Source organism: Comamonas humi (assembly GCF_054782535.1).
This window is the reverse complement of the sequence record NZ_BAAGSH010000004.1, coordinates 65238-86492: the sequence shown is the minus strand read 5'-3', so window position 1 is coordinate 86492 and position 21255 is coordinate 65238. Positions and strand designations below refer to the sequence as shown.

Below are 21255 nucleotides of genomic sequence, written 5' to 3'. Positions count from 1 at the left end.
TCCTGCCCCCATGTGCCGGCTCATCGGGCTAGCGCTTCTCCCTGTAGTGGCTGTATCAGAGAGCGCGCCAGCCGTTGTCGGTCTTGCGCATCGTCACCTTGCCTGTCATGCCAATGTTTTCGAGACTCAGCCATGCGGGATCGTCTGAACGCAGATCAATTCTAAGCACTCCACGTTCAGGAGGGAAAGCGGGTGACACGGGAAGAGCTGGGTTCATCTTGTTGGGGCAACCGTCCAGATAGAAGTTAGACACAATGGCATCAGGAGCTTCGAGCACTTTGGTCTTCTCCCAATAGGCCGAGCTTTCTCGTCCAAAACGATCTCTTTCTGCCTTCAAGGCCTCCAACTCCTTCAGGTATTGCTCCTTCACCGGCCTCTCCTCCTCACTAGGGTATGCGAGATGGGCTGCCATAGGGATATTGCGCCTCAACTCATCCAGCTTTTGGTCGAGCTCTGCGCCTTTTCGCCGGAACTCGTCAGCGCCCTTCTTTTCTTCGGCGTAAATTTTCCCGAGCTGCTCGTACTCCTTGGTGGACTTGATGCGCACCTCATAGCGGTATTCGACGTTGTAGTACTTGCTGGCCTCCCCCTCGGTGAAGCCATTGATCTTTTTGACGTTGACCACCTCGATGTTCTTGCAGCCTTGGAACTTGGGCTCCAGGTATGCCCGCAGGTCGCCTTCGTCAGGAGCACTGCTGCCGCAGCCGGCGAGCACGATGGAAGCAATGGCGGTAGCGATGATTTTTTGCATGGTGATTTTTCCTAAAGCTGCTGATTAGCGCTTGATGGTCACGCCGCTAACGAAGGCCAGCCCCAACGTGATGGCAGTCATCTGCGCGTCGTACTCGGTCATCTTCCCTTCGTCCACGGCCTCGTCGAGTCTGGTGAGTTCTGCATCCAGCTGATCAAAACTCGATCGGTAGTGGAAGTCGTCTTCGTACTCGGCGATGAAGTCGACGGTGGCGCGGACTTCTTCCCCGAGCAATTCCATGACGTGGTACTTGAGGCGGATATCCTCGACCTCGCCGCGGTACAGCTGCGCGAGCTTGCGCTTGTGGATCTGCAATTGCTCAGCCAGCCGGTCGCGGCGCATGGCCGTTTGCATGGCGGCTGCAGAGCCAGGGGGCTCGGTGAGCGCTTCGAGAAATGTGGATAGAAAGCCCATGGTGAAACTCCTTGAATGTGGCAAAAGCAGCGCCTGCGTCTTGCTGGTGCGCGCGCTATAGGCCGTGTTTTTTGAATCCAGGCAAAAGCCCAGCGCCTGCCCTTCTGGCCGGATGGGCCATAGGGCGAGGCGATGCGCTCATGTTGGTGTTCCTCCTGGATTGATCCTCGATATGTGAAGCAAACTCATCATATGTAAACGAACGAAAGATGGCTGCGGTTGACCGGTCGAGAGACCGCCCTCTGCAATGGCGTCTTTACCTACGCCATATGAGAAGCAAACTCCGTAGATACAAATGTATCAGAAACGGATGCTCGGGAGGTGTCTGCCAAACCTACCCCTCCCTCCCGTCTGCCCGATCCCGACAACCTGCGTGAAGTGCTGGCCTACTGGATCCGGCTCAGGCGCGTAGACAAGGGCTGGTCGCAGGAGCGACTGGCCATGGAATGCGAGCTGGACCGGACCTATGTGTCGGCCGTGGAGCGTTCGCGCTGGAATGTGTCGCTGTCGAATATCGAGCGTCTGGCCCAGGCATTGGATGTGGAGCCCTGGATGTTGTTAAAGCCGCCTGCTGATTCCTCAAGAGGGAGTTGAGGCTCGGTGTGCGAGTGGCTTCACAACGATCACGGCGGTGATCCGACCTTGCATAACCTCCCCGTCCATGCTGCAGAGCTTCCAGCGTCCATCCTCCCATGGACGCAGCTTTGCGCCGAACCCGCTGCCCCACGGCGCAGGCCAGCGTGGACCGACTACCAGCAAGGCGGACAGCCGGCCTTCGGTACCATGCTGCATCTCTGTCCCAACCAGCCAGACCCAGCGCACGGAAGAAGAGCCATCGGAGCGTGCATCCCCCTCGAGTCGCAACAATGCACACCCTCGCCCTTCCAGCACGGTGGCCAGATCATCGATGGATTGACTGGTGACGGGCTCTTCAGCCTGCACCTCACAGCCTGGCAGCAGCGTCTGCAGGGCATGCGCAACTTGCCCAGTTTCAGGACAGGATGCCCTTCCCTTTGGCAGCTTGGCGGCCGGCCGAGCCTGCGCCATGACAGCAGCACATTGACGCACGCACCACCAGGCACCTTGCGGATCCAGGTGCGCTGCCGAGCTTGACGAAGCGTCCAGTAACGGCAGCGCTTTCCAGCGCCACTGCCCGGCCGATGTCTGCACCGGGTATTCCCAGACCCCATTGAACCGCAGCCCCTCCATATAGCGATGCGCCAGATGGAAGGTGGGTGGCGCGTTGGGCTCATACTGGGTTCGCTGGGCCATGGCTGGCTCCTTCCTGCTGGCTGCGCTCTCCTGGGGGATAGAACTCCTGCAACACCTCCACAGCCTCTTCTCCCGTTTCCTCAAACAGCCCCTGCGCATAGCCCTCGCGGGCCGCGGCGTCCAAAGCTGCCTGGTCCAGCCCACTGCTTCGGGCCTGCTCCGCGGCCTCCCGAGCCTGGAGCACGGCTGATTCCAGACTCAGGTCCTGCCGTACACACAGATCCACGTAGTAGATAGGCGTCCGATGGGATTGGGCGGTGGACTTGCCCCTGAGCCGAAGCTCGAGCGGCAGATAGGCCAGCAACCCTCCCGAGAGGGCCTGCAGGTACTGCATGCGTGCCATCAAGGTGCGAACCGTATTGACGCCCGTGGTGCGCAGCACAAAGGTGCTGCAGGCATCGCTGTGGTTGTCGGGATGGTCGATGCGCACATGGAAGCGCCCGAACAGCTTGCAGTTTCCCTCCATGCCCAGCGCGCAGTGGTCCGGCCCGGGACAAGGATGGGACTCCACCACGCCCTGGCGTACCCGCTTGCAGCTCTCGCCGTCGCCCACGCAGATGGGCCGGGCCGTGGCCCGGTCGAACAGGGTGTAGCGGGCGCGCAGGTTCAGGTTGGGATCATTGAACAGCAGCCGCACGGGGATGCTGCGCAGCTTGGGGTTGGATGGCAGTCGGGAGGCTTCGCCCGGAGCTGTTGCAGTCGCTGTCTCCACGGCAGCGAGGTCTGAGGACGCACGTTGCTCCTTGGCGCGTTTGGCCAGCTTACTCTGCAACGATGGCTTAGCAGGGCTTCCGTCCGGGGGAGCCTCTGCCAGCTCGCCGGCTGGAGCGCCTGTCAGCATCGAAGGATGGCCGGCCGAACCTGCAAGCTCCGCCCGCAGCGCCGTATCCATGGGATGCAGCACCCAGCCCTGGCGGCTTTGCACCTGGGTGGTGATGGTGAACTCATCGTCTTTCTCGGGCAAGCGCTTGCCGTTGCGCTCGATGACTTTGCCAATCGCAATCCTGCCCACCACCGGTGGGGTCATCATCAGTCCTTGGATCATGGGTTTCTCCAGATATAAAAAAAGCCCCGGCGCGAACGCAGGGGCGGTATGGGTTGGTTAAGGGATGGATATGAGGCAAACGAATGGCATCAGTGCCTCGGTGAACAACCGTCAATGGACGTTCCAGGTGCCGACATGCATGCTGTAATGAAGATGCCAGATTTACTCCAGTCTTCCCAAGCCGGGCAGGGATGGTTCTCCTCCCCCCTCCCTCTCTATCGACGTTCTCCCTGCACGCTCTTCGGGGCACCGGCTTTTCTTCTTTCCTCGCCATGGATGGCTGACCATCCGTCGTGCAGCTCTCACATCTCCCCTGCCTGCACCAGAAACCTTCTTGTTCCCGCTTTGGGCTGCAGATAGCCAGTTGCCAGTTGCGGGTGGTCCCGCTGGAACCGGGCCGCATCGAAGGCCTGGCCATCCTTGCTGCGTTTCCAGCTGATGCTTCCGCTCGCAAACCTCGCCTGGGACGCCGCCCCCATGCGCTGCTGGATCTGGTGCTTGAGCAAGGCTTCCTGGGATTCCCAGTCACTGATCCATTGCCGGATCTGCACGAGCTGGGTGAAGGCCTGGGATGCCGTCGCATCCTCGGACAGGTCGATGGTGTCGCCGGTGTCTCTTGGGTAGAGGCAGCGCAGCGCCATATCGGCGCTGTCGGAGGCATCGGCCGGGGGTTGTTCCTCGCGCTGGACCCAGCCCCAGAACTGTTCTTCCAGACTAATGAGCTGTTCGATCATGGCTTCGTCGCGCTCGATGCGGTGGATCCGCAATTCCTGGCCGCCGATCAGTACCGCGACATCGGCTGCCTGCTTGCCGGTGACGGCGAGTTGGTGCATGACCTGCAACTGGACATACTCCGGTACGCCGTCTTTCCACAGCCTGGCACCATGGATGCCGGCGGTCTTGCATTCGAGGATCTGTACATCGGGTGCACCGATGACCTCCCGGTCGATGTTGGCCAGCATCCACGGGATGCGGGGATGGCCGAGCACGGCGTTGACACGGCGCACCTTGTTGCCGGTACGCTTGGTGTAGTGGGCGGCAACGATGGGTTCGAGCAAAGTGCCCCAGTAGAGCGGAGAGGTTTCATCGCTCGGATCGACCTTGGGGAGTAGATCGGCCTTGCCGGTCTTGTGCATCCAGAGCTCCAACTGGGATTGGTAGGGGCTCAGGCCCACGGCTGCGGCGGCATCGGAGCTGCCGATGCCCTGGCGGCGCACATCCAGCCAGGTCTCGCGAGGCATGTTCCGGGTCGAGACCAAGCGCAGTGCTGGTTTGGCCCGCAGGGGTGGAATGGCAGGAACAGGCTGCGAGGCCTGTTCCGTGGTGACAACGGTGATGGGCATATTGCCTCCTCGAGGAAGAAGGGACCACCCCAAAGCACAGAAGCCTTCGCCGCAATGGCGAAGGCTTCTGGCTGGGAAGGATTGGAATTGGTGGTTAATGGTTAATTGCTGCCGCTCGGGACAATGGGTACGGGAGCGCCGCTGTCTCACGCCACCAGTTGCAAGGCATGCTCCAGTGCCCGCTGCTTGATGGCCGCGCCCTGGCCGAACCAGGCACTGTCGAGGCGGTTGTCCTGGCTGCGGGCCCGGCGTTCGTGGTCGACATACTCGGTGATCGAGCACAGCAGGCCCCAGGCGGTGCCTTGGGCTGCCGCCTTGGTGGCACCTCGGCCATGGCCGTCATAGAGCATCTGGGCTTTCTGCAGGGCTCGCTCGTTGGTGAGACCGCCCCTCCCTGTTCCTTGGCCGGGTTTGTCGGTGGCGCACAGGACCTTGAGGAAGAAGTTCATGGCTTCGTGGCTCTTGACCTTGCGTTCGGACAAGATGCGCATCTGGTACATGAAGGAATCCCATTGGCCGACCGCAATGCCCAGTTGGCGTTTGACGGCCTGGGCATCGAAGCTGGTGGAGTGCGGGACCTTGACTGCGTTGGCTCCGCCCTGCAGGGCCATGGCCAGGGTGTTGTTGCAGACCACGCGAACGGTGGTGGGCATGGCCACGGTAGCCAAGGTGCCATCGCAGGAGGTGGCCAGCAGCAGGTAGCCGTTGACTACATCGTCGCTCTTCAAGGCTGCGGATTTACCGGTTTTAGCGAGGGCCCAGAACTTGCGGCCGGCCTTGAGCACGCCAGCGGTCTCGAGCTCGTAGCCGGCGACTTCGGTGAGGTCGCGGTAGAACTCCAGTACTTCTTGGGGCTGCACGACCTGGTAGCGGTGGCTGACCACGGAGAGCGCTGCCTTGGTGTCGCTGCGATACAGGACTTTCTGCTCGGGGAATTCCATGGGTTCGCCGTAGAGGGCTGAGGATCCCGAGGCATCGGCTGCGAGGTAACGGACGGGGGTTTCGAGGATCTGCCACTGCATGCCGGCGGCCTGGGCCCAGACTTCGAGGGGTTGCTTCTTGGGCAAGGCGTGGCCAAGCTGGTGCCAGGGGGTCTGGCCGGCGTAGGCCATGGTTTCGATCAGGTGGGACATGGGGGATCTCCTCTGCTCAGATCTGGAACGAATGGCCGCAGTCCTGACATTCGCGGTTGTCGAGGAAGGTGTCGTCGATCTGCTCTCCGATGGAGCCACCGATCTCCCGGCCGATGGCGCCACCGGCAACGATGCCGATCACACCGCCGACCATGGAGCCAAAGACGGTGCCGGCCGGTCCTGCGACCAGGCCGGCGCGGGCGCCGAAGGATGCGCCCTGGAGGGCATTGGCGATGCCGGCCGCCGTGCCGGCGATGGTGCCGACGTGCTGGCCGACCTGTTTGGCGGTGTCTTTGGTGCGGATGTTGCAGGATTTGCACTGGGGACAGGGAATGGACATGGGGGACTCCTGACGTAAAAAAAGCGCCCCTGGCACGAAGCCAAGGGCGCTGGGTGGAAGGGGCTAGAACGGGCTATGGACGATGCAGGTTCAGTCCAAGGCAGACTGTTTCCACATCACATCAGGGATATAGGGCTGAAGAAATTTAGGATCGAATGTGGGGAGCCGCAGGGCATGCGGGAGCGAGATGTTTCGTGGATTTGTGCAAAAAATCCACTCCGCAAGAGCGCAAACGCCACCACGGGGTCATCTATGGGCCGGCACAATCGTGCAGGTGATGAAGCCACGAGACCTACCAGACGATGAATTGAGCATTCAGGCACATGCCTGGAGACGCCGGGCGCTGCGGGGAGACAAGCATGCCCGTGGCACTGCCCATGAACTGGAATGCGAGATGCGTCGTCGCCTCGGTATGGCAGCGACAGATGCTCTATCGCCACTGCCAGAGATCCGGCAGTTGAGTGTGCTGCCGCAAGAGCCTCTTCGCCGATGGAGGCTGTGGTGAATGGGCCCCAGCTAGCCCGCTAGCCCTGCAGCTTGGCCATCGCTTCCCGCTTGCCCAGTTTGAGAACGGCCTGGATACGCTCCAGCTGTGCGGCACGGGGTGCCACCTTGCCGGCCTCCCATCTGCTCACCGAGAGCGAGGACGCTTCCAACAGGGTTGCCATGGCCTGCTGCGTGATGCCCAGTTGCTCCCGCTTGGCCACCAGGGCTTCGGCCTTGAACTGGAAGCTGCGCTTGCGCCGCGTCGGTGCTTCGTTATCTTGGATGACTGGTTGCTCCGGCTTGGGCTGGCGAGCTGCGGACTTGTGCAAAGTCTTCATCTGAGACTGCAGCGCCTTGACGTCCTTCTTCAGCGCAGCAATCTCGGAACGCTGGGCAGTCACGGTCTTGCGCAGGCTTCCCAACTCTCCTTTGATTTCCTTGCGCGCCATGCGTAAGACCTCGGAGCGGAATGCATCAGAGAAAGCTGTCATGGTTCCCCATCGGAGCTATGGATGGAGTACAGGGTAACAGGCTTCAAACAAAACCGCTCGTTATCAAAGACAACGGGCGGTTGAGATAGGTGCCGAGTGACTTATTTGCTGGCCTTACCAGCCTTGCGCTTGGCGGCCTTGGGATCGACCACCGCCTTGAACTTGGCGCCTGGCACGAACTTGGGCACCGTCGATGCGGGGATCTTGAGTGCTGCGCCCGTGGAAGGGTTCTTGCCGGTGCGCGCCGCACGCTTGGCCGACTTGAAAGTGCCGAAGCCGATCAGTTGCACCGGATCGCCTTTCTTGACGGCCGTCTGGACGGTCTCGATCAGGGTTTCGAGCACGGCATTGGCGGCTGTCTTGGACAGGTTGTTCTTGGTGGCGAGGATTTCGACGAGTTCGGTGCGGTTCATGATGGTCTGACGATGGAGAAGTGAATTCGCGTTTATATCGCATGCCGGCCATGGGCGGGAATGAGTTGACTGGATTTGAATCGGTATGACATTCCAGGTGGCCTGTCGGCGACAGCTATATATGGTGATGACGCACAATAGCGCCACCAATGCCCATTGGCCAACTGTATCCATGACCATCGAATTCACCGTGCTTCAGCTGTTCTGCAGCTCTGGCAGCATCCGCTGGAACACGTCACCGAATGGGAGGAGTTGCTGGACAAGCGAGTGGCTGATGTTTCTTTCCGAGGGCAGTCAACACGGCCGCTTGCTGGAATACCTGCGACAACAGAATCTGCCCGAGCCAGCCGGCATCATTAAGATCAATACTTTCGGCGTGTGCTGGAACCTGATGACCCGTAGCGACTCGTTGCTAGCCTGCCCGTCAGGAATACTCAAGGTAGAGCCCTACAAGCATCAAGTGAGTCGGATTCCGCTGCGACACCCCCTGTCACTGGCCGCCAACACGTTGGCAGAGCTGTTCCGTCAGGAGATTTCCGCACTCGAGGGAAGGTAGGAAGCGACAACTGCCACAGGCTGCTCAGTCCATGAGGCCAATGCGCTGGCAGTCGAGGCGAGCAAGTGGGTTCATCCGTCTTATGCGCCGTCGCCAATGCCGGCGAGCTGGGCAACCCAACCTGCTCCCCAGGAAGTGCTTTTTGTCAAAAGGCCTTCACCATGGTAAGTCGCAGCAAGGACCCCTTGGGCATTGCGCCATTGCCTGCGGTAGCACTGACTTCCTTATAAAACGCGCCTTTGAGAAAAACGCCAGCCCCAGGCACCGGATAGACCACTTCCGCGCCCAGCGCGTGCCTGGATGCCTTGAAGTTATTGGCGCCTGCGCCAGCGCCGCTATCGTTGCTCGTCTGCCACTGGCTGTAGCCCACGAGCCCTGCTTGCACCGCGCCAAAATTCTTGGCCACTCCCCATTCCAGCGACAGCTGGTTGCCAGGACGCAAGCCTGCGTCGTTGCGGCCGTTCCGCTCGAAGCGTGTGAGCACCGATCCCGAAATCGTCTTCGCAGAATCGAAGTAATAGGTGCCGCCGCCAGTCAACATGGTGCTTTTGAAGCCCTTGCCTGGCGAAGCAGGGTTGCTGGTGCTGCCGTTATCCAACCATATTCCGGCGGCGGCCACCGCGTCCCAGCGCTCGCCGTTCCAGCCCAGCAGCAGCGGCCCCAGGTAGATATCGCCGACACCAGTACGGCTGTCATCAATGCCCGCGGCGCCCACATGCAAGGAAGTACGCATTACCGGTACTATGGCTTCCATGCCGTAGTCCGCCCCCAGCAGTTTGGTTGAAGTCATCCATGCAACACGGTTAGCCAACGCAGTAACTCCACCGGTATTGCGCCCAGGCAAGTTATCGCTGGAACCTGGTGCACGGAAGCTGCCGATGTCGTAGTGCACCAGGTAGCCGATGTAATACAGGCCGGGTGGCGGTGCACTAGCAGCCTGTATGCCTTCAACGCCAGGCACGTAGTGGCCGTCAGCCTTGGCGCTGTGTGCAGACAGCGCTGTAGCCACTGCCAATGCGGAACATGCAATCGATTTGCGGATCATGGGGTTGTCTCCTGTGTTACGTTGTTGTCCTTCGCAGCCTGTGTCTAACGCTGCGAACGGCGCGGTGGAATCCAAGGCGGTTACGGGCCTATTCAAGTACGTCGTAGCGGTGCAGCGTCAGCGGTCGCGCAAGCAGAGGTACTACTCTCTCCACCACGCCGGCGATGAGCGGATCGCCCAGATGGCGATCAAGCTCCTGATGCCCGAACCATTCTTCAACGAAGACCATTTCGGCCACATCTGCGCCATTGGAGACAAGATGGCAACGCGCACAGCCCGGGTCCTTGCGAATGGGCTCCACCAGGCTAATGAGCAAGTGACGCACCTGGTCGATGGTGTCAGGGCGCGCCACGAAGGTGGCCAATACATGCAGTGTCATGACAGAAACACCTTTTCTCAGGAATGGGCGTACTTGGGCTCCACGCCTTCGAGTTCCACGAAAACGTCGTCACCTTCGACCCTGATTGGGTAGACAGCCAGTTCGGCGTGCGTGGGATTGAGCCCCTTGCCGGTAACCACATCGAATTGCCACAGGTGCTGCTTGCAAGTGAGCGTGTTGCCCTTGAGCTCGCCTTCGCCCAGGCAGACTTCCTGGTGAGGGCAGACTGCCTGTGTGGCACAGACTTGGCCATCGTCGGTATGGATCAACAGGACCTCGGTGCCGCTGATTTCGATGACCTGCATCTCGCCCTGCCACAGATCGTCCAGCGAACAGGCTTTCTGGAATGCCATGTGTGTCTCCTTGTTGTTGTGTCAAAAAAACCGGTCGTAATGGATCTGCTCGAACGGCACCTTGCGCTCCAGCGCCAGCAGGCGCACCACGGCATCGACCATCGGAGGCGGGCCAGAGATGTAGTACTCGCGATCCGTGCAATCGTCGCCCAGCCGGCCTGCCAGCACCTCATGCAGAAAGCCTTGCGGACCGGACCAGCGCGCATCGGCAGCGGCCTGCGCATCGGACACCACGACGGCATAGTCAAGTCCGCCCATATGGGCACGCAGCGATTCGACGAGCCCGGCATCCGGCTGGTCGACGGGGGTGCGGCAGCCATAAACGAATTCCAGGCGTTGCGCCTTGAGCGTGCCCTGTGCCGCAAGGCTGCGAGCAATGCCTAGCATGGGAGAGAAACCCGAGCCCCCGGCGATGCACATCACCGGGCGATCCACGTCATGGCGCGCGTATGCCATGCCGTAAGGGCCGTCTAACACGAGCGAATCGCCCACTTGGATGCGGTCAAACAGCGGCTCGGAAAAGGCTCCGCCCGGCACCCGCTTGATGAAGAAGTGCCAATGGCCCTCCTCGTTCGGCAGGTTGGACATGGAATACGCGCGCCAGCCGCGAACGCCGGGCGTCCCGCCCGATGCGCCCGGCAATGCCAGCAGCGCATACTGCCCGCTAAGGAATCGCGCCGGCCCCTCGGCCTGCAGGCGGAATTCGCTGAGGTCGCGCGTATGGTCGATGCGCTCCACCAACTGCGCCTGCATGGCGCGCGGCACGTGCTGGGGCACATAGCTGTCGGCCGTGCGCACCTTGATGCGGCAGTCGCCCGCCGCCTTGACCTGGCAGGCCAGGTAGCGCTTGCGCTGGCGGTCACGCTCGTTCGTGCCCTTGGTCAGCTCCGCCGGAGCGTCCAGCTCGCCTTCCAGCAACTCGAATTTGCAAGAGCCGCAGGAGCCCGCGTTGCACTCGTAGGGAAAGCCCACGCCCGCCCGGAGGGCGCTGCGCAGCAGGGGCTCGCCGCCCGCGGTGGCAAACGCCTGCGACTGCTGGCCCTCGATGACGACTTGGTAGTCAGCCATAAGTGCCCTTCGCATCAGCCTTGCAGGCCCAGCGCCACGCGCAAGCCGCGCAGATTGGCCACCGCTTCTTCGCCCGCATCGGGGCGACCTGGAATACCGGCGCAATAGGCGCGCACAGCCTTCTCGGCCAGCGGCACCCACTTGGCAGACCACTCGGCCAGCACCTGCGCGTTACCCTCGGTCTCCAGCGCCTGCTTGACCAGGGCCTGCGTCCAGCGCTGCGAACGTGCGCTGTCGCGCAGCTGTGCCTCGGCCAGCAGGGGCAGCAGGTTGTCCCCATGGTCGCGGGCCACGGCCGCCAGTTGGCGGTTCAGCGCCTCGTCCAGCGCGGGCTTGAAAATCACGCTCAGCGCAAAGAAGCTCTCGCCCCACACGTACGTGGCCAGCATGCGCTCAGCCAGCTCGCGGAAGCCCTGCCACTCGGGCAGCGTTTCCCAGTACTGACGCTCCCGCTCCCCCAAGCCGGCACCGGGGTGCGCCTTGGCCAGCTCGCGGGTGCGGTAGGCGGTGTGCGACACCCAGCGCAGCGCGTCGCAGGTCTGGTACATGGCGCAGCACGAGATGGTGCTGGCCGGCGCGATGCTGCCCAGGTAGCCCGAGCCCATCTGGATGGCATGTAGCGGATAGCGCGCCGGCGCATAGAGCCTGGCGAGCGTCTGCACCCATTCCGCGGGCAGCGCGCTATCGTGCTCATCGGCCGCGAACTGCTCCAACAGGCCGGATACGTAGGACTCCTGGCCGTCCTGGATGATGTTGTAGGTGCGGTAGACGATCTGGTCGGGATCGCGGAACTTGCTCCAGTCCGCATGCTTGAGCGGGCAGCCGAACAAGTTCTTGCGATACCACTGGGTCATGACGCCCTCGGTGTCCCAGGGATGGTCCTGGTCCACGCCTTCGCGGGCATGCCACAACAGATTGGCAGAAACGATTTCGTACTCGCTGGGCTTGCGGCGCTGGGCAGCCAGGTGGCTCCAGGTCTTGAGGGGGCGCAGTGTGGTTGCCTCGGTCATGGGTGTCTCCAATAGTTCTTCTGAAGGAACGGTGGGTCAGAGGGTTTTCACAAAGTAAAAACGCATCTCCTCCACACCGGCCAGAATCTGCCCGGCGAACGAGGGCATGTTCTGCTCCAGCTCGGTAAGCTGGAAGGGGCGCCCCAGCTTCTCCTCGATGGTGGCGCGCCGCAGCAGGCATTCGCCCTCCAGCTCGACGCGCACATAGGAAGCGCGGCCGCTGACCAGCACCTCCTTGCCGGGGTTGTCGTCGCGCGCAGCCTCGACGATGGCATCGGCGAATTCGCCGGCCGACACCACCGGGCCGACCAGGTTGCGAGACTTGGCTTGGATTTCGCTCATCGTGATTCCTTTGCTGCCGTCAGGCTTGATCGAAATAGAACTCGACGCAGTCCATGGCGGTGAGGCCGGTGTCGGACAGTTTCATGTCGAGCGGATACGGTGCATCAGCGCCCTGCTTGCGGGCGCGGATGACCTTGCCGGGTTGGTCGGCAATATGGATACCAACAGCGTTTTCCGCCGCTACGGCAGCCACCTGGGCCATCGTGTGTTCGGTATCAGCGGGCAGCAGCTTGAGGACGAAGTCCCCGTGGAAATGGGAAGCGAGTGGGAGCAATGCCATGGGATGCACTCCAGACAAGAGAAGAGATTTGTATGGTTTCGATAGCGGTAAGCGCTTTTTCAGCAATGGGTTTGAATCAAAATCGCTTCAAAACCCACTATAAAAAAGCGCAGCCGGCTATCAATTTTTTCAAGCCGCCAGCGCCTCGAGCTGCTGGTACTGCTTGATCCAGGCAAAGTCGTGGGCATCCTTGCCGCCTTCGCTCAGAACGCCCAGGCCCATATACTGGAGTACTCCCCCCAGGTCCGGCGGCTGAATCTGGCCTGCTAGGAAGCGGTCGGTGATAGTCTGGTGGCGCGCATAGCGCTCGGGATCCTGCTCGAAGATCCACTGGTCGATCTCGGAGCCGAAGTGGTAGCGGCGGCCCTTATAGTCCAGCTGGTGGGTGCGCAATGTGCGGCCCGGTGTGCCAACGATCGGGTTCTGCGACAGGTTGCAGACGATAGGCAGAGTGCCGGGCACCGTCTTCTCGAAGCGGCCGGCCTTGGCGTTGGCGATGATCTCGTCCCAGCACTTGCCGAAGGTGTCGTTCCAGCCCGGGTATTTCTGCTCCAGCCAATCGCGCTCGTCGGGCCCCACGCCAGCAGCGGGGTTCCACCACAGCGTGGGCCTCCATGACCAGGTGCCCAGTTGCTGGCCATGGTGGTGCTCGTCCAACTCGCGCATGAAACGATCCCAGTACCAGGGCTTGGCCAGGCCCAGGTCTTCCAGCGAGCGGGTGAACTGCGTCACGATCCACTCCTGCATGAACTCCTTGAACGAGCCCTCGCGCTTGTCCAGCGGCAGGTAGTAGTCCATGGGAATGCCGGTCAGGATCGCAAACAGCTTCCAGGATCGCCAGAAGGAGATGTCGATCATCTTCTGCGCCTCAGCCTTCTTGCCGTTCTCGATCAGGATCTTGAGCGTCGGCGTGCCGATCTGCGCATGGCGCGCCTCGTCGGACTGGATGCTCTGGATCAGCTTGGCAAACTTGAAGTCACCGGCGTGCGTGGCGTCCGAGGCCAGGCCGATGAACTGCAGGTTGGTGAAGCCGGTCTCGAACGAGAAATTCATCGACAGCGATGTGTCCACCGCGTTGCGCGTCATCATCATGTCGTCAAAGAAGCGGCGCGCGGCCAGCGACACCCAGTTGTTCGAGTGCATGGACTGGTGGGCCCAGTCGAACTGGCGGTCGCGGCTGACGTACTCGTGCGCAAAGTACAGCTGGATCTGGCCATGGCGCACCTCGTCGAGCATACCGAAGGTAGCCATGTTGCGCATGCCGCCTGCACGGCCGAAGCGCATGATGCGGCAATTCTGCAGCGAAGCGTTGAACTCTACCACCGACACCGCGCCGTAGTGTTCCTTGAGCGTGGAAATCCAGCCCGGATCGGCATTTGCATACATGTCCATGCGCTCCAGCGCCGCCTTGACCGAGTAAGCGCCGGAGTCTTTCTCGCGCTGCGCGGCCACGTATTCACGATAGCTGATCTTGTAAGGCTCGTCGTAGGTGTTCCAAGCGCTTTCGGGAATCCCCCGGGCACCACTCATCTCTTCGGGAAAGATGTCGGAATCCGCAACATAGGACGGTGTCCAGTTGGTCTCGCGGGCCAAGTCATACCATTCAGAACGTTCAAGCACGGTTGTCTCCTGTCATGTTGTCGGTTGGCAATGGACGGCGTTCAAACGCCATGGGGAGCGGCGGCCAGAGGGCCTTCGCCGCCGGGGTAACAGAAAGTGATGTCGGGCGAATAGAAGCCAAAGGTGACTTCGAGTGGCGACTTGGGCCGCAGCGCATACACCGGATGCGACGCGTCAAGGAACTCCAGCTTGTTGACCTGGAACTGCTCGGCTGCCTTCATCACGAAGGGATAGCGCCCGCTGACCAGTTCGCCATCGACTTTGGTGATGTAGCGCAGCTGCCCGCCGGCATGTATGCCCTTGCCGAAGCGCGTGGTGCAGGTAGTGCGGATCACGGGCTTGCCAGCGACGAACGTGGTGGCGACCAACTGGTCGCCACCCAGATGCAGCGTGGTCTCGCCAGCAGTGGCCGGCACGCCGCGGTCGAGCGCATAGCCTGCCATGTCTGACGAGCTGTTGAGATAGTGCGTCCACCAGCGACCAGGTGTGCCGGGCTGCGCATCCAGGTGCTGCAGATCGATGCCCAAGTAGGTGAGCGAGTAGGCGCCGAACTGGCCCGGCAGGCCGGCACTCGAGGTCTGCTCCGCGTTGTCCACGATGTACTGGTTCATAAACACCACACCGCGCTCCTCAGGTGTCAAACCGGTGGGCACCAACTGCTTGGCGGCCGCGGTATCTTCCGGCACCCAGCTCAGATACAGCATGCGCGCATTGGCAATGAGCTGCGGGGCAACAAGCGGGGATCTCTTCATGGCGTCTCCTAGGTTGTGATCGATACAGGCCGTTTTCGGCAGCAGCGTTTGTGAAGCTGGTAAGCAGTATCGAAAAGCCTGATCGCCGCGTCGAATCGTTTTTTTGACCTTTGCCGTATTGGCTAAACCGATATCTGAAACCTCGATATCAACGAACTGCCGCAAACCCGTCTCTTCAGGTCAAAGGCCTCTCCAACAGAGCACTCACCCTCCGCAGCCATTGGGGATGAGTCCAGTCAAAGGTCGACTATCCAGACGGTTGGAAGCTGCAAGCCTGGCTCGAATGGAGCGCGCGCCACTGCATCGACGTATTCCTTCAGGTTGTCGACGCGAAACTGCGGCCCTTTGCACCCCCAACTCGCACAAGCAACCCGATAAACACGTCTGCATGCAACATCAATCGGTGGCACACGGCTGCGCAGCAAAGGGAATCGCGCACCGCTCGGTTGGGGCGAACGCTGCATGGCTGCCTCCTTGTGTTGTATCTCGTGCTTGAAGAACTTCCGACCGATGCGGTGGACGCAAACGAGTATGGAAAGGGGCAAGCGGCGATGTCGAATCGTTTTTAAAGATCTCCGCATATCGGACGAGCCGATATCCGAAATACCTATATTGCCTCACCCGTAAACGCTATTCGACTTGCTCCGAGCCGCTGCCTAGACTGCAATCGCGGTTCGGAAACCTGTGTTACAGGCCGCTTCCGCATCCCCAAACCGTTCAACCCGCAAAGATAGGAGCACACCGGCGCTACGGTGGCTCCGGTACCAAGGAGATCACATGAGTGTTGTCATCAACTGCGACATGGGCGAAAGCTTCAGCATTTACCAGTGCGCCGACGACGAGGGCATCATGCCCTTCATCGCGGTGGCCAACGCGGCCTGTGGCTTTCACGCTGGCGACCCACTGGTGATGAAGCAGACCGTGGCATTGGCCAAAAAGCATAACGTCAAAGTAGGCGCGCACCCGGCCTTCCCCGACCTGCAGGGTTTTGGCCGCCGCGAAATGAAGATGGGCCGTGAAGAAATTGCGGCCATGATCATGTACCAGGTGGGTGCACTCAAGGCCTTCCTGGATGCCGAGGGCATGCCGCTGAACCATATCAAGCCGCACGGCGCGCTGTACGTTGCCGCCTCGCGCGACGCCAACGTGGCCCATGCCGTGGCCGACGCGGTAGAAGCCTTTGACGTGCCGGTGATGGGTATGCCCAATACGCTGCACGAGAAGATCTACCAGGAGCGCGGCCTGAAGTTTCTGGCCGAGTACTACACCGACCTGCAGTACAACGACGACGGCTCGCTCATCCTGACCCGCGTGCATGAAGCGGTCGACCCCCAGATCGCAGCCGCCAACTGCATCCGCGTCATCAAGGAAGGCGTGGCGCCATCGGCCAGCGGCAAGCTGATTCCCATGCGCGCCGACTGCATCTGCGTGCACTCCGACACCCCCGGCGCCGTAGAGTTGGCGCGCGTGGTGCGCCAAGAGCTGGCCCCCTACCTCGCCGCGGCCTGAAAGGCATCGCCATGATTCTCCTCACCGGCCCCAATACACCGTTCGGGCGCATGGCGGTGGCCACTGCGCTGGAGCTCAATGTCAAGGTCGACGTCCGCGTCATCAACGTCTTTGAAGCAGAGTTCCTTGATGCGATCAATCCGCTGCGCCAGATCCCGACCCTGATGTTCGATGATGGCCGCATGTTGTGCGACAGCCGTGTGATCTGTGGCTACTTCTGCTCACTGCGGCCCGGTCGCGGCCTCAACCCCGTCGATGACCGCTGGGACGTGCAAACGCGCTGGTGGCTTGCACTGGGCCTGATGGAGGCAGCCGTCGGCAGCGTGATGGAGAGACTGCGCCCACCAGCCCAACAAAGCGAGGTGTTCCTCCAGAAGTGCGAGCGGCGCATGCGCAACACCGTGACAAAGCTCGAACAGTTCAGCACCGAGCTGTGCCAACCCGAGGCTCGCATTGATCGCCTGGCTACCGCCATCGCGCTGGAGTACATCGACTTCCGACTGGGCCGCGGCTGGCGCGTTTACGCACCCAATCTGGGGCACTGGCTCGAGACCGAGACCGAGCGCCCCAGTCTGAAGGCCAGCCGTCCACGTGAACGCCTGCCCTCCGACCCCATCACCCTCAACCCTTGAGAGCACCCGGAATGACCAACGACTTGCAATCCTTGCAGCTGAGCGCACCGGTTCAGCGCTACTTCGACGTTCTCTATACCTGTGATCTGGACCTGTTCGATCGCCTGTTCCACCCCGCCTGCCACCTGTTCACGGTTGCGGACGGCAAGGAAACCGTGCTGAGCGCACAGGCCTACCGGGACATTCTCGAAAAGCGCGCCTCTCCGCAAAGCCAGGGCGCACCGCGCGAGGAAGCCGTGCTGGGCGTGCATAGCCTGTCCCCCGACATCGCGCTTGTCCAGGTACGGGTGCGCGTGGGCACCAAGGTTTTCCGTGATCACCTGCATTTCGTTCGGTCGCAAGGCGAGTGGCGCCTGGCCGCCAAGCTCTACACGCTCGAATCCGGCGCCTGAGCGCCTCTCCCCAGATCCAACCCATTCGCACAAAGCAACAGGAGACAAGCCCATGGCCATCCATACCATTCAGAGCCCCTTGCCCGGAACCTTCTACCGCAGCGCAGCTCCCGGACAACCCTCCTTCAAGAACGAAGGCGATATGGTCCAGGTCGGCGACGTCATCGGCCTGATCGAGGTGATGAAGCAATTTTCGGAAGTCAATGCCGAGGTCGCAGGCAAGCTGGTGAAATTCCATGCCGACAACGAATCTCCGGTGGATGCAGGCGCACCGCTGGTCGATATCGAAGCAGCTTGAGGAGCGACTTCCATGGGCTCCCCACTGAAATCCCTGCTGATCGCCAATCGCGGCGAAATCGCGGTGCGCGTGATCCGCGCTGCGCGCGAACTCGGCATCCGCACCATTGCCGTGCACAGCGAAGCCGACAAAAACAGCCTGCACGTCAAGCTGGCCGATGAGGCCGTTCATATCGGACCCCACCAGGCAGCCAAGAGTTACCTCAATATGGATGCCATACTCGCGGCCGCCAAGGCCACGGGCGCGCAGGCTATCCACCCCGGCTATGGCTTCCTGTCCGAGAATGCCAACTTCGCCGACGCAGTGCGTGCCGCCAGCATGGTGTTCGTCGGCCCCTCGGGCGACGCCATCCGCAGCATGGGCGACAAAGCCAGCGCACGCCAGGCGGCTATGAACGCCGGCGTGCCGGTGGTGCCCGGCAGCGATGGACTGGTGGACGACCTGGAAGCAGCCAAGCGCGAAGCCGCACGCATCGGCTATCCGGTGATGATCAAGGCCACCGCCGGCGGCGGTGGGCGCGGCATCCGCGTATGCGCCGACGAGGCCGCGCTGGTGCAGCAGTTCCCGATGGCGCAGGCCGAGGCGCAAGCCGCCTTCGGCAACGGCGCGGCCTACCTGGAACGCTTTATCGCCCGGGCCCGCCACATCGAGGTGCAGATCCTTGGAGACGGCCAGCGCGCGGTGCACCTGTTCGAGCGCGAATGCTCATTGCAGCGCCGCCGCCAAAAGGTGTGGGAGGAAGCCCCCTCGCCCAGCCTTCAGGAAGCGACACGCCAAGCCCTGTGCCAATCCGCCGTGCGCCTGGCCGAGGCTGTGGGCTACAGCGGCGCAGGCACGCTCGAGTATCTGTACGACGACAGCACCGGCGAGTTCTTCTTCATCGAGATGAACACCCGCATCCAGGTGGAGCACCCGATCACCGAGGCCATCACCGGTGTGGACCTGATCCGAGAGATGCTGCTGATCGCCGGAGGAAAGCCGCTGCGCCTGGCGCAATCTGACATCAGCATCCGCGGCGCGGCCATCGAGGTGCGTCTCAACGCCGAAGACCCGGCCAAGAACTTCTTCCCCAAGGTCGGCCGCGTGGAAGAGTTGGTGTGGCCGGCCGGCCCGGGCGTGCGCATCGACTCCATGCTTTACCCAGGCTACGATGTGTCACCTTACTACGACTCAATGCTGGCCAAGTTGATCGTACATGCCGAAGACCGGCCTGCCGCCATCGCTCGCCTCTCGCGTGCGCTTGATGAGCTCAAGCTCAACCTGACCACCACCGCCAGCCTGCACGCGGCGCTGGCGCAGGACGAGCAGGTGCGCCGCGCCGACTACCACACCGGCTGGCTGGAGCCCTGGCTGGCCGAGAACGGCGCCAAGCTGGCGCAGGCGGCTCCTGCAATCGCGCCTGCGGCCACCACAACCGCGCAAGGAGCTGCAGCATGAGCAAAATCCGCTATTCATTTGGCGGGGACGAGCACCTCTTTGCCGAGGTCTCCGAGGATATGTCCCTGGAGTCATTTTTCCTGGGCATGGCTGCCTGTACCGAGCTGCGCCGCATGCAAGTGCCCGGTATCACGGAAATCTGCCCGGCCAACGCCTCCTTTCTGGTGCGATACGACCCCGACGTGATCGCATCCGAGAAGCTGCTGAAGACGGTTCAAGGTATCGAGGACCGCCTGGCCCAGGCGCCCAAGGTGCTGAACACGCGCATCGTCGAGATCCCGGTGCTCTACAACGACCCGTGGACGCACGAAACGCTGATGCGCTTTCGCGACCGCCACCAGGATCCGAACAGCACCGACCTGGAATACGCAGCGCGCATCAACGGGCTGGACTCGGTGGACGCCTTCATCGCGGCGCACTCCGGCTCGCCATGGTTCGTCTCGATGGTGGGCTTCGTCGCCGGCCTGCCCTTTCTCTACCAGATGGTGGAGCGTGACAAGCAGATGCAGGTGCCCAAGTATGTGCGCCCGCGCACTGACACGCCCAAGCTCACCGTGGGCCAGGGTGGCTGCTTTGGCTGCGTCTACTCGGTACGCGGCGCGGGCGGCTACCAAATGTTCGGCGTCACCCCAGTGCCGATCTTCGATCCCGAGCAGAAGCAGCCCCACCTGAAGGACTTCATGTGTTTCTTCAAGCCTGGCGACATCGTCAAGTGGAAGCCCATCACTCGCGAGCAATATGACCGTGACTTGGCAGCCGTGGAGGCCGGCACCTACCGGCTCAACGTGAAGCCCGTGCGCTTCTCGCTCGATGAGTTCCAGGCCGATCCGAACGGCACCAACCAGCGCTTGATGGAGGCTCTGCATGCTTAAGATCGTCAAACCGGGCCTTGCCACCACCGTGCAGGACGGCGGTCGCCCCGGCCACTACAACGTCGGCATTCCGTTGTCGGGTGCGCTTGATCAATACGCGCTTCGGCTGGCCAACCTGCTGGTCGGCAATGACGAGGGCGCCGCCGTGCTCGAATGCACGCTGCTGGCGGCCGAGATCGAGTTCACGGCGGACGGCATCATCGCCATCGCCGGCGCCGAGACCACGCCCAAGCTCAACGGCTCGGCCATGCCTCTGCACGAATCCTTCGCCGTCAAGGCAGGCGACAAGCTGACGTTCGATTTCATGAAAAGTGGTGCGCGTCTGTACATCGCCGTCGCGGGCGGCATCGACGTGCCACAGGTGTTGGGCAGCCGTTCCACCTATGGCCTGGGCGCCTTCGGCGGCTACCAGGGCCGCAAACTCGCCGCCGGCGACGTGCTGCCCGTGGGTCAGGCCTCGCCGCGCACCCGGGTAGGCCGCCGTGTGCAGAGCGATCTGGCCGTGCACTGCCCCAAGGAGCAGGAATTGCGCGTGCTGCCCGGCATCTACGACCACAATTTCACCGACGAGGCCACCGAATCGTTCTATTCGGATACCTGGACCGTAGGCTCCGAGGCCGATCGCATCGGCTACCGCTTCAAGGGCGGCCGCGCCCTGCCCTTCAAGCAGCGCACCCCGCCCTTCGGCGCAGGTTCGGACCCGTCGAACATCGTCGACGCCGGCTACCCCTATGGCTGCATCCAGGTGCCGGCCGGCCAGGAGCCCATCATCCTGCACCGCGACGCCGTCTCGGGCGGCGGCTACGCCATGATTGGCGTGGTCGTCAGTGCTGACATGAACCGCATTGCCCAGATGCAGCCCAACTACAAGACCCGCTTCGTGCGCGTTGACATGGCCGGCGCGTTGGCAGCGCGGGCCGAGGCCCGGCAGCGGCTCGATCGGCTGCGCGCCGCGCTGGCCGACTGAGCGGCATAGACAGAGCATCCACGGAGGATGCTCTGCATACATAGCGATAAAAACC

Annotated in this window: 27 protein-coding genes; 9 read left to right on the top strand and 18 right to left on the bottom strand. The window is 62.0% G+C overall.

What is annotated here, in order from left to right; translation table 11 throughout:
• Positions 1 to 55 precede the first annotated feature (55 nt).
• Together ACYVKR_RS03310 and ACYVKR_RS03305 are read right to left on the bottom strand one after the other, a co-directional pair.
• Positions 56 to 751, bottom strand: a complete 696-nt coding sequence (locus ACYVKR_RS03310) for a hypothetical protein (RefSeq protein ID WP_460479339.1) — start codon at positions 749 to 751, stop codon at positions 56 to 58.
• Positions 752 to 775: 24 nt separating this feature from the next.
• Complete coding sequence (locus tag ACYVKR_RS03305) at positions 776 to 1105, bottom strand: hypothetical protein (protein ID WP_460479338.1); 330 nt, start codon at positions 1103 to 1105, stop codon at positions 776 to 778.
• Between the two features lie 381 nt (positions 1106 to 1486).
• Between ACYVKR_RS03305 and ACYVKR_RS03300 the strand changes: the two genes are divergently transcribed.
• Entirely contained in the window at positions 1487 to 1759 is a 273-nt protein-coding gene (locus tag ACYVKR_RS03300) for a helix-turn-helix domain-containing protein (protein ID WP_460479337.1), read from the top strand.
• Here ACYVKR_RS03300 and ACYVKR_RS03295 read toward each other — a convergent pair.
• The 7 genes from ACYVKR_RS03295 to ACYVKR_RS03265 all read right to left on the bottom strand — a co-directional run bounded on the left by ACYVKR_RS03295 (position 1745) and on the right by ACYVKR_RS03265 (position 7688).
• Positions 1745 to 2437: a hypothetical protein gene (locus tag ACYVKR_RS03295; protein ID WP_460479336.1), complete on the bottom strand. Its 693-nt coding sequence runs from the start codon at positions 2435 to 2437 to the stop codon at positions 1745 to 1747. The genes ACYVKR_RS03300 and ACYVKR_RS03295 overlap by 15 nt on opposite strands.
• Positions 2415 to 3482: a recombination directionality factor gene (locus ACYVKR_RS03290; protein ID WP_460479335.1), complete on the bottom strand. Its 1068-nt coding sequence runs from the start codon at positions 3480 to 3482 to the stop codon at positions 2415 to 2417. Before ACYVKR_RS03290 ends, ACYVKR_RS03295 begins: the two co-directional genes overlap by 23 nt.
• A gap of 302 nt (positions 3483 to 3784) precedes the next feature.
• Entirely contained in the window at positions 3785 to 4825 is a 1041-nt protein-coding gene (locus tag ACYVKR_RS03285; RefSeq protein ID WP_460479334.1) for a YqaJ viral recombinase family nuclease, read from the bottom strand.
• A gap of 146 nt (positions 4826 to 4971) precedes the next feature.
• Positions 4972 to 5958, bottom strand: a complete 987-nt coding sequence (locus tag ACYVKR_RS03280) for a DUF932 domain-containing protein (RefSeq protein WP_460479333.1) — start codon at positions 5956 to 5958, stop codon at positions 4972 to 4974.
• A gap of 16 nt (positions 5959 to 5974) precedes the next feature.
• A complete protein-coding gene (locus tag ACYVKR_RS03275; RefSeq protein WP_460479332.1) occupies positions 5975 to 6298 on the bottom strand; it encodes a hypothetical protein in 324 nt (107 codons plus the stop codon).
• Between the two features lie 524 nt (positions 6299 to 6822).
• Positions 6823 to 7275: a helix-turn-helix domain-containing protein gene (locus ACYVKR_RS03270; protein ID WP_460479331.1), complete on the bottom strand. Its 453-nt coding sequence runs from the start codon at positions 7273 to 7275 to the stop codon at positions 6823 to 6825.
• A 101-nt stretch (positions 7276 to 7376) separates the two neighbouring features.
• The gene (locus tag ACYVKR_RS03265) at positions 7377 to 7688 is read right to left on the bottom strand and encodes an HU family DNA-binding protein (protein WP_460479330.1); all 312 of its coding nucleotides are present in this window, start codon (positions 7686 to 7688) and stop codon (positions 7377 to 7379) included.
• Positions 7689 to 7860: 172 nt separating this feature from the next.
• Between ACYVKR_RS03265 and ACYVKR_RS03260 the strand changes: the two genes are divergently transcribed.
• Entirely contained in the window at positions 7861 to 8244 is a 384-nt protein-coding gene (locus ACYVKR_RS03260; RefSeq protein ID WP_460479329.1) for a hypothetical protein, read from the top strand.
• A 145-nt stretch (positions 8245 to 8389) separates the two neighbouring features.
• Here ACYVKR_RS03260 and ACYVKR_RS03255 read toward each other — a convergent pair whose 3' ends face one another.
• The 9 genes from ACYVKR_RS03255 to ACYVKR_RS03215 all read right to left on the bottom strand — a co-directional run bounded on the left by ACYVKR_RS03255 (position 8390) and on the right by ACYVKR_RS03215 (position 15258).
• Positions 8390 to 9289: a SphA family protein gene (locus ACYVKR_RS03255; protein WP_460479328.1), complete on the bottom strand. Its 900-nt coding sequence runs from the start codon at positions 9287 to 9289 to the stop codon at positions 8390 to 8392.
• Between the two features lie 88 nt (positions 9290 to 9377).
• Positions 9378 to 9668 (bottom strand): putative quinol monooxygenase, encoded by a 291-nt coding sequence (locus ACYVKR_RS03250; RefSeq protein ID WP_460479327.1) that lies wholly within the window; start codon positions 9666 to 9668, stop codon positions 9378 to 9380.
• Between the two features lie 17 nt (positions 9669 to 9685).
• The gene (locus tag ACYVKR_RS03245) at positions 9686 to 10021 is read right to left on the bottom strand and encodes a Rieske (2Fe-2S) protein (protein ID WP_460479326.1); all 336 of its coding nucleotides are present in this window, start codon (positions 10019 to 10021) and stop codon (positions 9686 to 9688) included.
• Positions 10022 to 10042: 21 nt separating this feature from the next.
• Positions 10043 to 11089 (bottom strand): 2Fe-2S iron-sulfur cluster-binding protein, encoded by a 1047-nt coding sequence (locus ACYVKR_RS03240; protein ID WP_460479325.1) that lies wholly within the window; start codon positions 11087 to 11089, stop codon positions 10043 to 10045.
• A 14-nt stretch (positions 11090 to 11103) separates the two neighbouring features.
• Entirely contained in the window at positions 11104 to 12099 is a 996-nt protein-coding gene (locus tag ACYVKR_RS03235; protein ID WP_460479324.1) for a ferritin family protein, read from the bottom strand.
• 36 nt (positions 12100 to 12135) lie between these two features.
• On the bottom strand, positions 12136 to 12441 hold the full coding sequence (locus ACYVKR_RS03230) for an MmoB/DmpM family protein (RefSeq protein WP_460479323.1): 306 nt from the start codon (positions 12439 to 12441) through the stop codon (positions 12136 to 12138).
• A gap of 19 nt (positions 12442 to 12460) precedes the next feature.
• Positions 12461 to 12721 carry a ubiquitin family protein gene (locus tag ACYVKR_RS03225; protein ID WP_460479322.1) on the bottom strand — a complete coding sequence of 87 codons (261 nt, stop codon included), beginning with the start codon at positions 12719 to 12721 and terminating at the stop codon, positions 12461 to 12463.
• Between the two features lie 129 nt (positions 12722 to 12850).
• A complete protein-coding gene (locus tag ACYVKR_RS03220; RefSeq protein WP_460479321.1) occupies positions 12851 to 14341 on the bottom strand; it encodes a ferritin family protein in 1491 nt (496 codons plus the stop codon).
• A 41-nt stretch (positions 14342 to 14382) separates the two neighbouring features.
• Complete coding sequence (locus tag ACYVKR_RS03215) at positions 14383 to 15258, bottom strand: acetoacetate decarboxylase family protein (protein ID WP_460479320.1); 876 nt, start codon at positions 15256 to 15258, stop codon at positions 14383 to 14385.
• Positions 15259 to 15870: 612 nt separating this feature from the next.
• Between ACYVKR_RS03215 and pxpA the strand changes: the two genes are divergently transcribed.
• From pxpA to ACYVKR_RS03180, 7 genes are read left to right on the top strand one after another with little or no spacing between them, the layout of a single operon-like run.
• A complete protein-coding gene (gene pxpA, locus ACYVKR_RS03210) occupies positions 15871 to 16602 on the top strand; it encodes a 5-oxoprolinase subunit PxpA (RefSeq protein WP_460479319.1) in 732 nt (243 codons plus the stop codon).
• An 11-nt stretch (positions 16603 to 16613) separates the two neighbouring features.
• Positions 16614 to 17234 carry a glutathione S-transferase family protein gene (locus ACYVKR_RS03205; protein ID WP_460479318.1) on the top strand — a complete coding sequence of 207 codons (621 nt, stop codon included), beginning with the start codon at positions 16614 to 16616 and terminating at the stop codon, positions 17232 to 17234.
• Positions 17235 to 17245: 11 nt separating this feature from the next.
• The gene (locus tag ACYVKR_RS03200) at positions 17246 to 17626 is read left to right on the top strand and encodes a nuclear transport factor 2 family protein (protein ID WP_460479316.1); all 381 of its coding nucleotides are present in this window, start codon (positions 17246 to 17248) and stop codon (positions 17624 to 17626) included.
• Positions 17627 to 17678: 52 nt separating this feature from the next.
• Positions 17679 to 17924 carry an acetyl-CoA carboxylase biotin carboxyl carrier protein subunit gene (locus ACYVKR_RS03195; RefSeq protein WP_460479315.1) on the top strand — a complete coding sequence of 82 codons (246 nt, stop codon included), beginning with the start codon at positions 17679 to 17681 and terminating at the stop codon, positions 17922 to 17924.
• A gap of 12 nt (positions 17925 to 17936) precedes the next feature.
• Complete coding sequence (locus tag ACYVKR_RS03190; RefSeq protein WP_460479314.1) at positions 17937 to 19361, top strand: acetyl-CoA carboxylase biotin carboxylase subunit; 1425 nt, start codon at positions 17937 to 17939, stop codon at positions 19359 to 19361.
• Positions 19358 to 20233, top strand: coding sequence for a 5-oxoprolinase subunit B family protein (locus ACYVKR_RS03185; RefSeq protein WP_460479313.1), 876 nt, complete (start codon positions 19358 to 19360; stop codon positions 20231 to 20233). The genes ACYVKR_RS03190 and ACYVKR_RS03185 overlap by 4 nt, the downstream gene beginning before the upstream one ends.
• The gene (locus ACYVKR_RS03180) at positions 20226 to 21200 is read left to right on the top strand and encodes a 5-oxoprolinase subunit C family protein (protein ID WP_460479312.1); all 975 of its coding nucleotides are present in this window, start codon (positions 20226 to 20228) and stop codon (positions 21198 to 21200) included. Before ACYVKR_RS03185 ends, ACYVKR_RS03180 begins: the two co-directional genes overlap by 8 nt.
• Positions 21201 to 21255 lie beyond the last annotated feature (55 nt).

Coding starts and splice junctions, on each gene's coding strand:
- ACYVKR_RS03310 (WP_460479339.1), bottom strand. CDS start 751: ATGCAAAAAATCATCGCTACCGCCATTGCTTCCATCGTGCTCGCCGGC.
- ACYVKR_RS03305 (WP_460479338.1), bottom strand. CDS start 1,105: ATGCAAACGGCCATGCGCCGCGACCGGCTGGCTGAGCAATTGCAGATC.
- ACYVKR_RS03295 (WP_460479336.1), bottom strand. CDS start 2,437: ATGGCCCAGCGAACCCAGTATGAGCCCAACGCGCCACCCACCTTCCAT.
- ACYVKR_RS03290 (WP_460479335.1), bottom strand. CDS start 3,482: ATGATCCAAGGACTGATGATGACCCCACCGGTGGTGGGCAGGATTGCG.
- ACYVKR_RS03285 (WP_460479334.1), bottom strand. CDS start 4,825: ATGCCCATCACCGTTGTCACCACGGAACAGGCCTCGCAGCCTGTTCCT.
- ACYVKR_RS03280 (WP_460479333.1), bottom strand. CDS start 5,958: ATGTCCCACCTGATCGAAACCATGGCCTACGCCGGCCAGACCCCCTGG.
- ACYVKR_RS03275 (WP_460479332.1), bottom strand. CDS start 6,298: ATGTCCATTCCCTGTCCCCAGTGCAAATCCTGCAACATCCGCACCAAA.
- ACYVKR_RS03270 (WP_460479331.1), bottom strand. CDS start 7,275: ATGACAGCTTTCTCTGATGCATTCCGCTCCGAGGTCTTACGCATGGCG.
- ACYVKR_RS03265 (WP_460479330.1), bottom strand. CDS start 7,688: ATGAACCGCACCGAACTCGTCGAAATCCTCGCCACCAAGAACAACCTG.
- ACYVKR_RS03260 (WP_460479329.1), top strand. CDS start 7,861: ATGACCATCGAATTCACCGTGCTTCAGCTGTTCTGCAGCTCTGGCAGC.
- ACYVKR_RS03255 (WP_460479328.1), bottom strand. CDS start 9,289: ATGATCCGCAAATCGATTGCATGTTCCGCATTGGCAGTGGCTACAGCG.
- ACYVKR_RS03250 (WP_460479327.1), bottom strand. CDS start 9,668: ATGACACTGCATGTATTGGCCACCTTCGTGGCGCGCCCTGACACCATC.
- ACYVKR_RS03245 (WP_460479326.1), bottom strand. CDS start 10,021: ATGGCATTCCAGAAAGCCTGTTCGCTGGACGATCTGTGGCAGGGCGAG.
- ACYVKR_RS03240 (WP_460479325.1), bottom strand. CDS start 11,089: ATGGCTGACTACCAAGTCGTCATCGAGGGCCAGCAGTCGCAGGCGTTT.
- ACYVKR_RS03235 (WP_460479324.1), bottom strand. CDS start 12,099: ATGACCGAGGCAACCACACTGCGCCCCCTCAAGACCTGGAGCCACCTG.
- ACYVKR_RS03230 (WP_460479323.1), bottom strand. CDS start 12,441: ATGAGCGAAATCCAAGCCAAGTCTCGCAACCTGGTCGGCCCGGTGGTG.
- ACYVKR_RS03225 (WP_460479322.1), bottom strand. CDS start 12,721: ATGGCATTGCTCCCACTCGCTTCCCATTTCCACGGGGACTTCGTCCTC.
- pxpA (WP_460479319.1), top strand. CDS start 15,871: ATGAGTGTTGTCATCAACTGCGACATGGGCGAAAGCTTCAGCATTTAC.
- ACYVKR_RS03205 (WP_460479318.1), top strand. CDS start 16,614: ATGATTCTCCTCACCGGCCCCAATACACCGTTCGGGCGCATGGCGGTG.
- ACYVKR_RS03200 (WP_460479316.1), top strand. CDS start 17,246: ATGACCAACGACTTGCAATCCTTGCAGCTGAGCGCACCGGTTCAGCGC.
- ACYVKR_RS03195 (WP_460479315.1), top strand. CDS start 17,679: ATGGCCATCCATACCATTCAGAGCCCCTTGCCCGGAACCTTCTACCGC.
- ACYVKR_RS03190 (WP_460479314.1), top strand. CDS start 17,937: ATGGGCTCCCCACTGAAATCCCTGCTGATCGCCAATCGCGGCGAAATC.
- ACYVKR_RS03185 (WP_460479313.1), top strand. CDS start 19,358: ATGAGCAAAATCCGCTATTCATTTGGCGGGGACGAGCACCTCTTTGCC.
- ACYVKR_RS03180 (WP_460479312.1), top strand. CDS start 20,226: ATGCTTAAGATCGTCAAACCGGGCCTTGCCACCACCGTGCAGGACGGC.